The following is a 16,335-nucleotide window of genomic DNA, read 5'->3' as shown; positions in this document are numbered from 1 at the left end:
TTTAGAGTGGGCTTTTTATTTTATCGAATGGAAGTAACATAGGCCCAAAGGATAAAAAGCAACTGCAACGGGACACGGAACCACAGATAAGTGGCCCCTGGGCCGTTCATTTGCCCTGTTTGATAGTTGATTTCTTCCAATGCCGCTTTGATATTCGCGGGAAGAATCAGGATAAAAAAGACAATCAACAACCATGCTGTTTGCTTTTGATATTGGGGCAGCAAAAGTCCAATGGCAAACAGAACTTCCATAATTCCCGTTATGAGTACAATCTCTTTCCTAAAGGGAACAAAAGAGGGAACCATGGCGGCCATCCCCTCCATAAAGGCAAAATGCCCAATAGCGGTGAACACCAACATGCAGGCCATGGCAATTCTACCAGCCAATTGCAGGTTCAACTCTTTTGTAAAGAGTTTTAAGACTAAAGCGGACAATACAAAGGTCCCAAGGAGCACAAAGAGAGGTTTCATCTTTTTTTGGGCAAAAATCCAACTTTACATTTTGCAGGTCAATGAACCCAAGTTAAGAAATACGCCTACGGATGCGGCTCAAGGCCTGCGGTGTAACACCAATGTATGAAGCAATATATTTTAAGGGAATTTCACGGAGCAGCTCGGGCCGCTCATCAAAAAGGTTGAGATAGCGTTGTTCGGCACTGTCGCGCAAAAGGGAAAGCTCTCTTTTTGATTTTTTCAAGAAAAGCTCCTCGCTGGCCTTTCTTCCTATCAAGTTCCCGATGTTGGAAGATGCATACACCTCCTGAAGCTCTTTATGGCCAAGACGCCAAAGTACCGTATCCGTTATCGTTTCTACCACATATTCGGACGGTTTTTGGGTCAGGAAAGAGTCATAAGCACTTACAAAGGCACCGCTGAACACAAAACCAAAAGTGAGTTCCCCATCCTTCAGTGGAATGTAAAGTCGAACAATGCCTTTTTCGATAAAGGATAGATGGTTTTCCACTTTCCCCATTTGAAGGAGCTTACTCTTTTTGGGGAACACATGTCGGCTTAATTTTGATGAAAAAACCTCCCAATCAGAAGGTGTGATCCTGAATTCCGATTCAAAATATTGTCTGATTTGTTCCAAACCGTTGTTACCTTAGGATTGACTTTTTGTATGAAAAAAACATAAAAACCCCAAAACCGAGTTCCATAATCGATCCCGAAAGAGCAGAAATGGCGGGAGACGCCTTCAAAAAAAACAAGGCAAAGGACGCAGCGCCCAACAATCCGCCTAAAATCCAATAGGTTTTAATACCATACAGGGTGGTAAAGGTTAAATACCGCCCCCCAATGATCAATAACATGCCCTGGAAGAACCAAGCATGGTTCTGCAAGGAGAGGAGCAGGGCCAAAGGAATACACATCAACATAAAAATGGTTCCCTCCATAACCAGTTTGCCCAAAGGATTTTGTTTGGAATGACTTCCTTGAACACCCAACAGCTTGGCCATTAACAACCCCAGAGGATGAATGAGCATACCGCCAAAAAACAAGGTCCAAATAGCGGTTTGTGAAGAAACCAAAAAAGCCACAATTGCGGCTGTCATCCAAACCATTCCCGAAGCTAAAACCCCCAAAGAGCCATCGGCATAGCCATTACGCAAATCTGATTGTGCAGTTAAAATAGAATTAGTAGAAGAAGCTTCCGTGTTTTGTAATTGGTTTTTCATTTTTTTGATGAGATAGGATCATTCTTTTGTTTTTTTCTTGTTACCGACCATTACAAAAATCATGGCCACAATCAATAAAACGTTGGAGACCATGCCCCATATAGCATTATTGCTTTTCTTCAATTCAAAGAGATTGAAAACAAATAAAACCAAACTGATGATGATGAGCACCAAAGGTGCGATTGCTTTTTTTCCGAACATGGGTTACGTTTAAAGTTCAATGTCAAGTTGTCTGCCCTCTTCCTTGGCCTTGTTGTCCATTCGTGTGCCCAGGGCAAGGCCTATAGACATTCCTGCCGGCAGACCTATGCCTAAAAATGCATTGTTTCCGAGGCTGGACCCCAATGCCACACCTATAGGAACACCAAAAATCGTCATGCCCAAAACAAACCATGTTTTTCTGAAATAGCTTATGGGGACGACCTTAAGTTTCTGAGCTAGTATACCAACAATTTTGGATTGCTCTTTTCGAACCTTGTTCCGCAATGGTTTACCGGTATCCGCAACCAAATTTAGTTGTGTAATATGTTTATTGATGGCCAACTCGATTTCTTCGGGCAATTTCTTTTTTTTGATTTCAACGACCAATCGTTCGAATTGCTCGTAGGCCCTTTGGGTTTTATCGGTGAGCTCAGGACGTTGGATAGGTTCTAGAATCATGTTCGGTAGGATTTTACTGCATCAAATACACCAAAAAAACAGTCGGAATCAAATACACTACAATCGTCTGTGCCCCTACATAATCTTTGGCAACACGTTGGCCCAACAAAAGCATCAATAAGGTCACGGCAGAAAGAACGGCGCCATAAAAACCAAACATGCTTTCTCCATCCACGGCAAATTCAAATATGCCCACTCCGGAGAATATTCCTGAAAGCATTTCCAACACCAAAACAATGCTCAGAAGAACTGGGACGGTTCCCTTGAAAATTGATTTGGAAAAATGACCGGTGAGCCAGCTTAGATTGCCTTTCCAATCCATAAGTTTGTCTATTCCGCTCTGTAAAAATGTAATGGTCAAAAACGCCAACAATAGAATTTCCGTTGCGTTCGCTAATAAATTGTTCATGGTCAGTATTTAAATTAAGCGGCCTTGGCATGCAAGAGCCTAGTGAGCTTAATGGACAGGTCTGTGAATATCAACTTGGAATTTCCGTTACGTTCCACGTGAAAAATGGCCTGCTCCAACTCCTTTACAATATCCAAAATATTGTTCTCATGTACAAAAGGGGCAAACTTTCTTAAATCAAACCCCTCCATGTGTACTTTGGCATGTACAAGCTCATTCGCCTTGTAATTCAGCAAAAGCGCTTGTCTCATCATGGTAAGGCAATAGTTCAGGAACTTTTTTTGTACTTCACGACCTGTTTTGGCCACTTCTTCGCTCCACAAAATCAGTTCTTGTATGGCACCCTTGTTACCCTTTGCTTTAAAAGCGCTGCGAACCCATTGAACAAACCAACGTTCGAACACTAAATCTTCGGAGTCTTTGTTGAGCAGGTCCAAAGCTTTGTTAAAGTTTCCATTTGCCTCAAGGGCAATGGTCAATGCTTCGGTCTGGGAAACACCTTTCATCAAAAGCGTATCCGTAATGACCTGTTCCGCCAGCGGAGGAAAGTTTAAAATTTGACATCTGGAACGAATCGTATTGATGATCTGTTCCTCGTCTTCCGCCAAAAGAAGCAATATGGTTTTATTGGGCGGTTCTTCAATTAGTTTTAGCAGTTTGTTGGCTGCGGAAATGTTCATTTTGTCGGCCATCCAAACAATCAGGACTTTATAACCCCCTTCGTAGGATTTCAAGGAGAGCTTTTTTACCATGTCCTGGGCTTCATCGACCCCGATTTGGCCCTGCTTTTTTTCAATGCCGATGTGTCGGTACCAATCAAACAAGTTGCCATAGGGCTGTTCCTTCACAAATTGTCTCCACTCTTCCAAATAATGGTTGCTAACGGCATGCGATTTTACCTTGTCCGAATTGGAAACGGGAAAGGCAAAATGAAGGTCTGGGTGGGTCAAGGAGTTACATTTGGTATTGCAAACCGTATTTTCCCCATCATTTTCGCCGCCCGTATTGCCACAGAGCAGATACTGTGCATAGGCGATGGCCATGGGAAGCACCCCGGAACCCTCGGGCCCCACGAACAATTGGGCATGGGCCACCCGACCTGTTTCCGCTGTGGTCACCAAGTGGTTTTTAATGTGCTCGAGACCTAAAACATTTTTAAAAAGCATATCCCAAAGATACATTTTTAACTGCTGAAGTATGGCATGGAACCCCTGCTTGGCCCCATGGTGGTTTAACATATCAAACCGAAATGGTTAAAAAGCATGAAACTTTGAAATATTAGATCTGTCCAACCATGGAAAAAGCAGGAAATCTTTACATTTGAAGCTCTCAAAAAAGAACACACTACATGAAAACAATAGATGATTTTAATTTCGAAGGCAAAAAAGCATTGATCAGAGTTGATTTCAACGTGCCGCTGGATGGCGATTTCAATGTGACCGACACCAGCCGTATTGATGCTGCGAAACCAACCATCCTTAAAGTCTTGGAAGATGGCGGTTCCGCCGTTTTGATGAGCCACTTGGGCAGACCAAAGGGGAAAGCAAACCCGGAGATGTCCCTATCCCATATTGTTGAAAAAGTATCCGATGTTATTGGGGTGCAGGTTAAGTTTGCAGAGGATTGTGTGGGAGCAAAAGCTGATGAGGCTGTTGCCAGCTTGCAGAGCGGGGAAGTGCTTTTGTTGGAGAACCTTCGTTTTCATGCAGAGGAGGAGGCTGGTGATGAGGCCTTCGCTGAACAATTGTCCAAACACGGGGATGTTTATGTGAACGATGCTTTTGGTACCGCTCATAGGGCCCACGCCTCAACAACGATTGTGGCCAAATTTTTCCCGGAAAACAAATGCTTTGGGTATTTGTTGGCCAAAGAGATCAAAGCAATCGATAAAGTGATGGAAACAGGGGAAAAACCCGTAACCGCTATTTTGGGCGGGGCCAAGGTGTCTTCCAAGATCACCATCATTGAAAACATATTGGACAAAGTTGACAACCTTATTATTGGAGGAGGGATGACCTACACTTTTGTGAAGGCGAAAGGAGGTAAAGTAGGGGATTCCATCTGTGAGGATGATAAAATGGAATTGGCATTGAATATCCTAAAACAAGCCGAGGCCAAAAATGTAAAAGTATATCTACCTGTTGATGTTTTGGCGGCCAACGATTTCGATAACGGTGCTGACACCCAGTTTGTTGATGTGGACAAGATACCTGACGGATGGCAAGGGTTGGACGCCGGTCCAAAAACCTTGGAAATCTTCAAGCAAGTAATTTTGGCATCAAAAACGATTTTGTGGAACGGTCCCGTAGGTGTTTTTGAGATGGAAAACTTTGCCAAGGGAACCATTGCCGTGGGCAATTATATCGACGAATCTACCCAAGGTGGAGCATTCTCCCTTGTAGGTGGTGGGGATTCCGTTGCTGCGGTAAAGCAATTTGGATTCGAGGACAAAGTAAGCTATGTGTCCACAGGGGGTGGTGCCATGTTGGAGAGCTTGGAAGGGAAAACCTTACCGGGAATCGCCGCAATATTGGACTAAGTATCACGTTATGAGTTATTGGGGGAAACGTTAAAAGATGGAGATTTTTGTCTCCGGGCTTTACTATTTCAGAAAAAAAAGCCATTTTAGTTTGCCCCAAAAATCAAACCTTGTCCAAATGAACCAAAAGATTAAAATAGCTGTTTTCGCGGCCATACTGTCCTCAGCTCCTTATTTAATTGCGCAACAATCGGATGCAGCGCCGATTAAGGAGAAAGATTCCGCTTTGCTTCAAGAAGCGGAAAAAGCAACTATCTCGGTATCCAACATTAAAATAGATGGTCAGTTAATGGCCTTGGAAACCCAAGGGGACGGAAAGTTCAAATTGCGTGATTTGGAAGAGGCGTGGCGTTACGATAGCCTTTGGCTAAACGAACTCCATAGCAATGCCGATCTGTTCAGCGATATGTTATTGGAGATTCAGAATGGACCCGAGCAAGATTCTACTTTTGTGGTGGATTTGCCCACCGATACTTTGAAGGCCCGTTTGGCCAGAATGGATGAAAAAACCCCATTCAACATCAGTTACAATTCATCTTTGGAAAGTGTGATCAAGTCTTTTTTAACCAGAAGAAGGGACTTGATGCAACGCATGATGACAGCAAGCCAGTTCTACTTTCCATTGTTCGAACAGGAGTTGGACAACCAAAACATCCCCTTGGAAATTAAATACTTGGCCATTGTGGAATCTGCATTGAATCCCAAGGCTAGATCTAGGGTCGGAGCAAAAGGTCTTTGGCAGTTTATGTACAGCACGGGCAAAATGTACGGACTGGATGTGAGCAGCTATGTGGACGAAAGGCACGACCCCATTATGGCGACCAAAGCTGCTAGCAAATACCTTTCTAGACTTTATGCTATTTTCGGGGATTGGGATTTGGCCTTGGCGGCATATAACTCCGGACCCGGCAATGTGAACAAGGCCATTCGACGTTCTGGCGGATATGAGAATTATTGGAACATTCGACCATTTCTTCCACGTGAAACAGCAGGATACCTTCCGGCTTTTTTGGCGACCATGTACATTTTTGAATATGCGGAAGAGCACGGGTTGCAATACAAAAAAGCAGAACGCCCATACTTTGAAACCGATACTGTTCATGTAAAAAACCTGATCACTTTCGACCAAATTTCCAAGTTAGTGGATATCGGAACAGAGGAATTGGAAATGTTGAACCCGGCCTATAAGTTGAACATCATTCCAAAGGTTGAAGGAAAGAATTATGCCCTTAGGTTACCGGTTTCCAAAATAGGGAAGTTTGTATCCAACGAAGCGGAAATATATGCCTTTGTAAAAAAGGAATTGGACTCCCTTGAAAAGCCGTTGCCCAACATGGTAACGGCTCAAGACCAAATTAGATATCGTGTAAAGAGCGGGGATTATTTGGGTAAGATAGCCGAACGATATGGCGTTGGCGTGAGCCAAATTAAAAGATGGAACGGGTTACGAAGCAATAACCTTCGCATTGGCCAACGTCTGACGATTTTTCCAAGAAAACCCTACATCGCCAAAAACACGGCAAAAAGCACCAGTTCCAAAGGGTCTGGCACCACAGTTGCAGGAGGTTCCAAAATTCATACGGTAAGGTCCGGCGATTCACTTTGGACCATTTCTAGACAATATCCAGGGATTTCCATAGAAAATTTACGAGAATGGAATGGTATTAGTGGTAATAACCTAAAACCGGGCACAAAACTTAAATTGTGTGATTGTTCTTCGTAAATTTAGCGCAAGATGAAAAAATTAGGAACACTATTGTTTGCCACAGCGATGTTGGCATTGGGAGCCTGTAAGGATTCAGGTTCAAAAGAAAGATTTCTTCCGCCTTCCACTGGAGGCATTAACTCCTTAATGGTTATTATGGACACAGAGCTCTGGAGAGGGCCTGTAGGAGAAAAGATCAGGGATGAGTTTGCGGCCCAAATTGTAGGGCTACCACAAATAGAACCGAAATTCACTATAACCCAAGTACCTCCAAAAGTGTTCAAAGGGACCACGACCCATTCCAGATCCATTCTCTATGTGGAACAGGATTCCACTTCTTTGGCCCACATCAAGGACGATGCATATTCCAAACCCCAGAAAGTGGCCGTGGTAACAGGACCCACGGAAGAAGTAATGGTCAAAAACTTGGATTCTTTGGCCGACAGGGCCATTAAAGAGTTCAGGGCGAACGAAATTGCTGAGGCCCAAAGACGATTTGAACGTTCTTTGAGCAAGGACAAAGCCTTGGAGGAAGAGTTTGGAATTCATTTGAACGTACCCTCCTTGTACAAAGTTGGAAAAAGGGAAGATAATTTTGTTTGGATGGATATTCAGATACCGAAGGGCACCATGAACATCATCGCTTACGAAATGCCATGGGATTATTTTAGCAACGATTCCACCTTTGTACAGGATATTGTTCGAATGCGTGACTCCATTGGTCAAAAGTATATACCAGGGCCCTATGAGGACACTTATATGATCACGGAAAAAGCTTTTTCCCCGTATGTGTTCCCTGCAGAAATCGGAGGTAAAAAGGCTGCAGAGGTAAAAGGGGTTTGGGAAATCCATGGTTATCCAATGGCAGGCCCATTTTTGACCTACATCATCAGCGATAAGGACAACAACCGGAAAATGGTAATAGAAGGATTTACCTTTGCACCTTCCGAGGCGAAAAGAGACTATATGTTTGAATTGGAGGCCATATTAAAGACGGTGGATTTTGAGCCACCCACTCCAGCTTCGGACTAATCACAACTTGTATAAAGCAAAAAGGCCCGAACCTATGGTTCGGGCCTTTTTGTTCTTTAAAGCTTAGGGGGTTAATCAAATGCAAAGCCCGTAGCTATTCTGTACACAAATGCATAAAGCACTATAAAGAACATGATAAAGCTGAACCAGGCGAATATCTTAAAGTATTTTTCCACGATTATGTGTCCCAAATTGCGGAATCCTTCAATATAAATTTCTTTAACGAGTAGTAGTTTTTTCATAAGTATGATTTAAGGTTTAAAGACAGGTCAAAGATTTGATTTGTGGGGCGAGAATTTAAATTCAGAAGGTGAACGGTATAAAAAAAAGATGAAATAGAATGGCGAAGGGCAAAAATCCGCAAGACCATTTCTTTGATCGATGAAATGCATATTGTCATGAACGGATAGCCGATGGAAATGATCGATGAAATACACTTTGTCCGTTGCTGTTGGACTTATAATGCTATGAAACCTATAAAATAAGGAAGGAATTAATCAGATATAAGAATAAGCTCTGACCTTCTGTTCAAATGATGTTGTGCAGGAACACAGGGATGACCATCTGAACAGTCATTGAGCAATCGCTCTTCTCCGTAACCAATGGCACTAACAATTCTGGATTCGTCAATACCTTGCGAAATCAGATAGGCCTTGGTGGATTTGGCCCGCTTTTCGGACAGATATTTGTTATAGGCCTTTGGCCCAATAGCATCGGTATGGGATGCTATCTTCAGGGATAACCCTTTATTGTCTTTTAATACAGTAACGAGTTTGTCCAATTCCCGGGCAGATTTTGAGGTAATTTCAAAACTGTCAAAGTTGAAAAGAACATCCTTGGGCTCGAATACTTCAACAATGGCTTTTTCCTCGATTTCCTTTAAAAGATGTGATACGGAAACATCTTCGTTATCCTTGGTCCTTACTGATAGACTATTGCTCGCATAACCTTCCTTGTTTGCTGCCACCACGTAGTCTGTGGATGGATTCAGATATTTGAAGGTATAATTCCCAGTGGAATCGGAAGCAGTGGTATTTAGTACCGAGTCATCCTTTCCGATCAGGGAAATATTTGCGTTTGGAATAGGTTGTCTTGTTGCAAGATCAGCGACACTACCCGAAATAGTATTCAAGTTAAGGGTGTATGCAAAGGAATAGATATCGTCGTCTCCTTTACCGCCTTTCCGGTTGGATGCAAAATAACCCTGTAATCCCTTGTCATCAATAATATAGGAGAAATCATCACGGTTACTGTTGATAGGTTGCCCCATATTGCTCCCAACACTGAATTGGCCATCCGTGCCATCGGATTTGTACACATCCAATCCACCAAACCCCAATGGTCTGTTGGAAGAGAAATAAAGCGAATTTTCCGCGATGTAAGGAAACATCTCCTTTGCTGTGGTGTTGACGGTCCTTCCCAGGTTTTGAGGCTCGGAGAACGTGCCATTTTCATAAATGTCCACCATATAGATGTCTGTTTCTCCATAACCGCCAGGTCTATCCGACACGAAATACATTTTTGTGCCATCTTTACTTACGGCAGGGTGGCCTGTAGAATAATCTTCGCTATTGAAGGGTAGCTCTTCAGCCTTGGTCCATTCCCCGCCAACGAATCTTGAGCGGTAAATTTTTAAATGGTTGATGCCATTTTTCCCCCTTTTAAGTCGTTTGCCATAGTTGTTCCTTGTGAAATAAATGGTTTTCTGGTCTGGCGAGAAAGCCATTGAAGCTTCATGGTATTTGGTGTTGATCGTTTTGGAGAATTTTTTCGGGGAGGATAGATCACCTTCGTCATTCTTTCTTTTTGAAACATATAAATCCAAGAAAGGCTGGTTGGTCCAACGATATTTCCTAGTGATCAGAATAGAGGAATCCTTTGCGGATGAATAAACGATGTCCGAACCATTATGGAACATTGGGGAAAAATCAGAATAAGGGGAATTGATTCCCAAATTTTTGATTTTTACCGTATAAGCGCCTTTCCATGTACTGTTGTCGATTTTTTCCAGCTCATTCAAAGGCTCATCCCTTTTTTGTCGTAAAATTTTAGTGAGGGCGGCAGCTCTTCGATATTTACCTGTTCCTTTAAGGGTTTGGGTGTACTTAAAAAAAGTTTCCTCCTGCATGTTGTCTTGGTACGATTGGTAGATTTCGTTGTACCATTTGTATGATTTCTCCAGATTGCCAATGTAATAATGGGAATCTCCTGCCTTGGACAACAAGGACAAGGTATGCTTCGCTTCGGTTTTCTCGAGCACTATGTCAAAAATGCGCGCGGACTCGGCGTACCACATTTGGTCGAAGTACTCGTTACCTTTTTCGATAAGTTTTTCGGCGACACCGTCTTTTTTAAGGTATCGTGCCAGTTTTTTATCGGTCAACCCATCAAGATGTCTTACGAAATCAGAGGAACTATTTTCTACAGATGGAGTTAATTTATTGGAACGGGAAGACATCCCATCATGCTCGGACAGGGCAAGCTCTTGGGAAAACATCCCAATAGAGCATAGGAAGAATAAATGCAAGATCAGTCTTTTCATTACCACTCCATCTGCACAAATGAACGGTTGTGTTCATTTGGAGGTTAAGCATAGGGGGCTTAACAGTTTAGTTTGAACTGCTAAAATAGAATATGGTAAGTGGGGGGATAATTTTTTGTTGTGAAAGAATGGATTTGCAGCATTGAAACCTGAAATGTTGTTGTCGTTGGTCGAAAACCAACTGAAAAGCAACGGGTTTCAAGCCACAAACAGTCAGTTAGGATTTTGACTCGTTTCTTTCTCCTTCGATTTTGTCGTCTTCTTTGGTAGCGTCCTTAAATTCTTTGATTCCACTTCCAAGGCCCTTCATAAGTTCTGGGATTTTTCTACCTCCAAACAGCAAAACAACCACGGCGACAATCAAAACAATCTGCCAAGGACCCAGCATTCCAAGAAATATAGTTTGAGCAATCATATCTTCAAAACCTTTTATTAGAAATGTAAAAGTACTAAAAAGATGTGGAAGAGAATGTTCGATTAACGAAAATTAGCATTTGAAAATGATTTTTAAGAACTTATCCTCTTCAGCTTTTTAAAAAGCTTAACATGCATATTAAAATCTAAGCCTATCTTTGTTCACCATGGCAAAGGACAAAAAGAAACGAAAGGAGATAAAACGCAAGCTACTGCACAAGTACCGCTTGGTTATTCTTAATGAAAGCACTTTTGAGGAAAAGATATCCTTTAAGCTCAACAGGCTTAATGTTTTTGTTACCGGAACCATGTTCATTATTGTTTTGATAGGCATTACCACATTGATCATTGCCTTTACCCCGTTGCGGGAATACATTCCGGGATACTCCTCCACAAAATTGAAGCGTCAGGCAACAGAACTGACCTATAAAACTGATTCTTTGGTTACCGTACTTAATTATACCAATCGGTACCTTGACAATGTAAGGAAGGTTTTGCGGGGTGATGTTGAGAACAATCAGACCAATCGCGATTCTTTGTTCGAACAATATAAATTAGATCCGGCTTCCGTTGACCTAACCCCAATACGACAAGATCTGTTATTGCGGGAAGAAGTGGAACTGGAGGACAAGTACAATCTCTTTGAAAGGGATGTGGAGAATTTGGGAACCTTGTTCTTCTCCCCAGTGAATGGGACAGTTTCCCAGGGTTTCGACCAAAAGACCAAACACTATGCGGTGGATTTGGTCGCCCCGAAAGATACACCTGTAAAATCCATTGCGGACGGAACCGTGCTCTTTGCTGAATGGACCACCGAAACAGGATATGTCATCATCATAGAGCATCAAGAAGGAATAACATCGGTTTACAAACACAATGGCTCCTTGAGCAAGTCGCAAGGCGATTTGGTCAAAGCAGGTGAAGTGATTGCCTCTATCGGAAATACGGGAGAACTCACTACGGGCCCACACCTTCATTTTGAGCTTTGGAGAAAAGGAAAGCCCGTAAACCCCCAGAACTATATTGATTTCAATTAAATGTCCTTAAAAGCATTTGCAGCCAAAATATTTGCGAATCGGATAGCCAAAAAGACCGAGAAGTGGGTCAACCAGCCCGTGAAAGCCCAACAAAAGGTTTTCAATCACCTGGTTGCTCAGGGCAAGGACACTGTTTTTGGCAAGGACCATCAGTTCACGACAATCAATTCGCACCAAGATTTTGTGGAACGAGTTCCCATTCGGGATTACGAAGAGCTGAAGGGTTACGTTGAGCAAATCATAGGGGGCAAAGCAGATGTGTTGTGGCCGGGGAAACCCATTTATTTTGCGAAAACATCTGGGACCACTTCGGGAGCCAAATACATTCCCATTACCAAACCATCCATTAAAAATCAGGTAGAGGCATCACGAAATGCAATTCTGAACTATATCCATGAAACGGGAAATGCCGATTTTGTGGATGGACGGATGATTTTTTTACAGGGCAGTCCCGAACTGGAAGAAAAGAACGGCATTAAATTGGGTAGGCTCTCCGGGATTTCCGCACATTACGTGCCCAATTATCTCCAAAAAAACCGTTTGCCCAGCTGGGAGACCAATTGTATTGAGGATTGGGAGACCAAAGTGGACAAAATCGTTGAGGAGACAGAAAACGAAGACATGACCGTCATTGCCGGGATTCCATCGTGGGTGCAGATGTATTTTGAAAAGCTCCACGCCAAGACGGGCAAAAAGGTCGGAAACCTTTTCAAAGGGTTCCAATTGTTCATCTACGGAGGTGTAAATTACGAGCCATACCGTGCCAAATTTGAAAACCTGATCGGTAGAAAAGTGGATAGCATTGAACTTTTCCCCGCAAGCGAAGGCTTTTTTGCCTATCAAAACTCCCAAAGGGAGAAGGGGATGCTTTTGCTCTTGGATGCCGGGATATTTTATGAGTTTGTAAAAGCCGACGGGTTTTTTGATGAAAACCCTAAACGATTGACCATTGCCGATGTGGAATTGGATGTGGACTATGCCATGGTAATTTCCACCAATGCTGGATTGTGGGGGTACAACCTAGGAGATACTGTTCGGTTTATTTCAAGGAACCCTTATAAAATTGTTGTCTCGGGAAGAATAAAGCACTTTATTTCAGCTTTTGGGGAGCATGTGATTGCCAAAGAGGTGGAAGAAGCACTTAGACTGGCGGTGGAGCAGACGGATGCCTTGGTAAACGAGTTTACCGTTGCTCCACAGACTAGCCCTGATGAGGGGGAACTACCCTATCATGAATGGTTCATTGAGTTTGAACGGGCGCCATCTGATCCAGCGAAATTCTCTGAAATCATAGAGGAGAGCATGAAGAAGCAGAACAGCTACTATTTTGATTTGATTGACGGCAACATTCTTCAGCCTTTAAAAATCAGTAGCATTCAACCAAATGGTTTTCAAGATTACATGAAATCCATCGGAAAATTGGGAGGACAGAACAAGGTGCAGCGCCTTGCCAACGACCGTAAAGTGGCCGATGGACTGCACCCCTTTAAAATTAGTTGACTTGGAACAGCTTCATTTTCATAGGAATTCACTTATTTTTGCCAGAAGATATGATGGCAACAGAAGTAAAACAGACTACTAGGGCACAGGAATCCACCAATGCGATAGAGCGTTTGTACATTACCATGCGACATTTGCTTAACCGCGGATTTTATAAGCCTTCGGGCGTTTCCGGGAATGCGCTTCGCAGCGCTTTGTTATTGCTCAGGCCCGAAATTTATGGCACTATTGCCGAAGATAAAGCAGAACTCAACGGACTGATCTATGTGTTGGAACGATTGCCCGAGGGCATAGAGGAGTGCCGTTTCATTAATCTGACCTCGGATGAAGGTTTTGCCAAATCGCATTTGAAGCCCATTGTTCCACCTAAGCGTAGAAGAAACTGCTACCGAATTGATGATGAGCAGATGAACATCGAAATCACTCGGGGCAGGAGCGATATTTATGATATTCTGACCCACCTAACGTTTTTGTTTGTTGAATCGGGCAAGATCTGTAGAAGGGTATTGGTCGATAATGGAAATGCTACCATTCGCGATTGGGACAAGCTTACAGAGTTTGTGCTTACCGAGGAAAAGGACAATGAAGAAAGGGAAGTGGCGCTGATACATTGTGCCAATATCTTGGGGAGGACTTTTGATGAGGTGGTGGAAATCGAAAACAAACTGAAGACTTCCGAAGACCCCGATCGCTTTTTAAATGTGATCTATTGGTTGGGTAAACTGGCCATTGAGGAAGAGACGACGGGAAATAAAAGAACCATTACGTTCAGCCCGCTGCTTAGGGAGCGTTTAGGACATCACATCCACGGAGAAAAATGGGCGGATAAAATCAAGAGCACTCTAAAGCAACATAATTTAATGCATAGGCCGCTTCACATTATCAGTGCCAATATGCACAGTGTGATGAATTCCCTTTTTGCGAAAAAGGCCTTGGCACAGGAGTTCCGAGACAGCGATTCCTTGGACATTTATGAAGCATTGGGCTCGGTACAGCACAAAGCTCTCAACAAAAAGGTAAAAAGCCATGCCGAAAAGAACGGTATGATTTTTCTGGAGGATGAATCTGGGGCCAACATCGATGTTCAGATTTTTGATACTGCCAAGTTCGGCAAACAAAGTTGTTGCTATAAGTTACCGGAGGATATTTCACAGGAAGAAAAACCAGTTATATTTGTGATGGACTATGCCTTTGGAGAACAAGCATATGAGACCATAGACGAGTTGTTGAAGCCCATGGAAGAAGGAGATGAAAAAACCTTTCTTAATGTGGATTCGGTTTCCATTATGGGAAAAGCTGGTATTTTGGAAGGGGGCAAGGGCGATTTGATGATTCCATCGGCCCATATCTTTGAGGGAACAGCGGATAATTATCCTTTTAAAAACGAGCTTAACGGTAAAGATTTTGAAGGCCATGGACTAAAAGTAATGGAGGGCACTATGGTAACCGTATTGGGGACATCGTTGCAGAATAGGGATATTCTTCAGTTTTTCCATGAATCCACTTGGAATGTGATAGGGTTGGAAATGGAAGGGGTGCATTATCAAAAAGCAATACAATCCGCATCCCAAATACGAAAGAGCATCAAAAAAGATGTGAAAGTACGATATGCCTACTACGCATCGGACAATCCCTTGGAGACAGGCAGCACATTAGCTTCGGGGGGATTGGGGACAACAGGGGTAAAGCCCACATATTTAATAACAGACAGGATTTTAAAACAACTATTCAATTCATAAGGTAATGGCAGACCAACCAGTAAATCAGAACAATTCAGATGAAATAGATTTGGGACAGTTGTTCCAAATGATCGGAAGAGGCTTTCAAAAGTTCTTCAATTTCATTGGCAGCATATTTAAGGGGATTTTCCACTTGATCATGTTGTTTCTCCTTTTTGTTCAAAAGAACATAATTGTGATTGCGGCAGCCATTATCATAGGTGGTGTTGGAGGCTTTATTCTGGATAAGGTCTTGCCGGAGAAATACATCTCCAGAATGGTAGTGGAGCCAAACTTCAACAGTGTTCAACAGCTGTACAACAACATTGCCTTTTATAACGACTTGGCCGAGGCGCAGGATTCTGTTGCACTGGCAACTGCATTGAATATTACAGAGCACGAAGCATCTACAATAAAAGAGATTTTTACAGATTCCTATTCTGATGAAAATCAAAAGGTGAAACTCTTTGATGAGTTCATCCGGGAATTGGACACCACCACGGTCAAGACCATTGATTTTGAAAATTACTTGCAAAACTTCAATTCATTGGACGCTAGGTTTCATCAAATTTCTGTAATAAGCACTGATAATAGAGTCGCCAAAAAAACACAACCGGCCATAATCAATTCTATTGCGGTCAACGAGTATTTCAAGCTTCAGAAAAAAATCAATGATGAAAACTTGGATCTTCAGGAGGATATATATAAAAACCAGCTCTCGGAGATTGATTCCCTCCAAAGCTTATACAGAACGGTTTTGGTAAAAGAAGCTGAAAAACCCATGCAGGGCACCAGTATAAACATGGCAGAAACTGGGGAGTCGAGTAGTAGGGAACTTGCCTTGGTGCAAGAAAAAGATGTGCTCAAGGAAAGGCTGGTCCAATTAAATAGGGAAAGAGCCAACAAATCAAGCATCATAAATGTCATAAGTGACTTTCCCACTCGTGGAGTTGAACAAAAAGGTTTTTGGAACAGTTATAAATTTTTGCTGCCTGTGCTATTGTTGGTGTTCACATTTGCATTCTTGGCATTGTTGGAGCTTAACAAGTATTTGAAATCCTATAACAAGGAACAGGTTGATTCTTAAGAGGTGAGTTGATAATT

At 42.6% G+C, this 16,335-nt stretch carries 17 protein-coding genes; 7 read left to right on the top strand and 10 right to left on the bottom strand.

What is annotated here, in order from left to right:
• Window positions 1-20 precede the first annotated feature (20 nt).
• The 7 genes from PY092_RS01455 to PY092_RS01425 are packed head-to-tail and all read right to left on the bottom strand — an operon-like array spanning window position 21 to window position 3,910.
• The gene (locus PY092_RS01455) at window positions 21-470 is read right to left on the bottom strand and encodes a DoxX family protein (protein ID WP_275614080.1); all 450 of its coding nucleotides are present in this window, start codon (window positions 468-470) and stop codon (window positions 21-23) included.
• Between the two features lie 52 nt (window positions 471-522).
• The gene (locus PY092_RS01450) at window positions 523-1,089 is read right to left on the bottom strand and encodes a Crp/Fnr family transcriptional regulator (protein WP_275614079.1); all 567 of its coding nucleotides are present in this window, start codon (window positions 1,087-1,089) and stop codon (window positions 523-525) included.
• Window positions 1,090-1,096: 7 nt separating this feature from the next.
• Window positions 1,097-1,675: a DUF7010 family protein gene (locus PY092_RS01445; protein ID WP_275614078.1), complete on the bottom strand. Its 579-nt coding sequence runs from the start codon at window positions 1,673-1,675 to the stop codon at window positions 1,097-1,099.
• Window positions 1,676-1,693: 18 nt separating this feature from the next.
• A complete protein-coding gene (locus tag PY092_RS01440) occupies window positions 1,694-1,876 on the bottom strand; it encodes a hypothetical protein (RefSeq protein ID WP_275614077.1) in 183 nt (60 codons plus the stop codon).
• 9 nt (window positions 1,877-1,885) lie between these two features.
• Window positions 1,886-2,335: a hypothetical protein gene (locus PY092_RS01435; RefSeq protein WP_275614076.1), complete on the bottom strand. Its 450-nt coding sequence runs from the start codon at window positions 2,333-2,335 to the stop codon at window positions 1,886-1,888.
• 13 nt (window positions 2,336-2,348) lie between these two features.
• Entirely contained in the window at window positions 2,349-2,744 is a 396-nt protein-coding gene (locus tag PY092_RS01430) for a DoxX family protein (RefSeq protein ID WP_275614075.1), read from the bottom strand.
• A 14-nt stretch (window positions 2,745-2,758) separates the two neighbouring features.
• Window positions 2,759-3,910 (bottom strand): DNA polymerase III subunit, encoded by a 1,152-nt coding sequence (locus tag PY092_RS01425; protein WP_275614629.1) that lies wholly within the window; start codon window positions 3,908-3,910, stop codon window positions 2,759-2,761.
• A 182-nt stretch (window positions 3,911-4,092) separates the two neighbouring features.
• On the opposite strand from PY092_RS01425, the gene PY092_RS01420 reads away from it, so the two are divergent.
• The 3 genes from PY092_RS01420 (at window position 4,093) to PY092_RS01410 (ending at window position 8,020) form a co-directional block, all read left to right on the top strand.
• Window positions 4,093-5,283, top strand: coding sequence for a phosphoglycerate kinase (locus tag PY092_RS01420; RefSeq protein WP_275614074.1), 1,191 nt, complete (start codon window positions 4,093-4,095; stop codon window positions 5,281-5,283).
• A gap of 118 nt (window positions 5,284-5,401) precedes the next feature.
• Window positions 5,402-7,006, top strand: a complete 1,605-nt coding sequence (locus PY092_RS01415) for a lytic transglycosylase domain-containing protein (protein WP_275614073.1) — start codon at window positions 5,402-5,404, stop codon at window positions 7,004-7,006.
• Window positions 7,007-7,018: 12 nt separating this feature from the next.
• The gene (locus tag PY092_RS01410; RefSeq protein WP_275614072.1) at window positions 7,019-8,020 is read left to right on the top strand and encodes a DUF4837 family protein; all 1,002 of its coding nucleotides are present in this window, start codon (window positions 7,019-7,021) and stop codon (window positions 8,018-8,020) included.
• Window positions 8,021-8,091: 71 nt separating this feature from the next.
• On the opposite strand, the gene PY092_RS01405 is transcribed toward PY092_RS01410, so the two are convergent.
• The 3 genes from PY092_RS01405 to tatA all read right to left on the bottom strand — a co-directional run bounded on the left by PY092_RS01405 (window position 8,092) and on the right by tatA (window position 10,977).
• Window positions 8,092-8,262 carry a DUF6747 family protein gene (locus tag PY092_RS01405; protein ID WP_275614071.1) on the bottom strand — a complete coding sequence of 57 codons (171 nt, stop codon included), beginning with the start codon at window positions 8,260-8,262 and terminating at the stop codon, window positions 8,092-8,094.
• A gap of 251 nt (window positions 8,263-8,513) precedes the next feature.
• Window positions 8,514-10,562 (bottom strand): OmpA family protein, encoded by a 2,049-nt coding sequence (locus tag PY092_RS01400; RefSeq protein WP_275614070.1) that lies wholly within the window; start codon window positions 10,560-10,562, stop codon window positions 8,514-8,516.
• Between the two features lie 217 nt (window positions 10,563-10,779).
• Window positions 10,780-10,977, bottom strand: a complete 198-nt coding sequence (tatA, locus tag PY092_RS01395) for a twin-arginine translocase TatA/TatE family subunit (protein WP_275614069.1) — start codon at window positions 10,975-10,977, stop codon at window positions 10,780-10,782.
• A 166-nt stretch (window positions 10,978-11,143) separates the two neighbouring features.
• Between tatA and PY092_RS01390 the strand changes: the two genes are divergently transcribed.
• From PY092_RS01390 to PY092_RS01375, 4 genes are read left to right on the top strand one after another with little or no spacing between them, the layout of a single operon-like run.
• The gene (locus PY092_RS01390) at window positions 11,144-12,013 is read left to right on the top strand and encodes a M23 family metallopeptidase (protein ID WP_275614068.1); all 870 of its coding nucleotides are present in this window, start codon (window positions 11,144-11,146) and stop codon (window positions 12,011-12,013) included.
• A complete protein-coding gene (locus PY092_RS01385) occupies window positions 12,014-13,513 on the top strand; it encodes a GH3 family acyl-acid amido synthetase (protein ID WP_275614067.1) in 1,500 nt (499 codons plus the stop codon).
• A gap of 50 nt (window positions 13,514-13,563) precedes the next feature.
• Window positions 13,564-15,252 carry a DUF6909 family protein gene (locus PY092_RS01380; RefSeq protein WP_275614066.1) on the top strand — a complete coding sequence of 563 codons (1,689 nt, stop codon included), beginning with the start codon at window positions 13,564-13,566 and terminating at the stop codon, window positions 15,250-15,252.
• Window positions 15,253-15,256: 4 nt separating this feature from the next.
• Entirely contained in the window at window positions 15,257-16,318 is a 1,062-nt protein-coding gene (locus tag PY092_RS01375; RefSeq protein ID WP_275614065.1) for a type 1 periplasmic-binding domain-containing protein, read from the top strand.
• Window positions 16,319-16,335: the final 17 nt, after the last annotated feature.

The organism is Flagellimonas yonaguniensis, from assembly GCF_029193885.1.
Classification (GTDB): domain Bacteria; phylum Bacteroidota; class Bacteroidia; order Flavobacteriales; family Flavobacteriaceae; genus Flagellimonas; species Flagellimonas yonaguniensis.
This window is presented reverse-complemented; position numbering and strand designations above follow the sequence as displayed.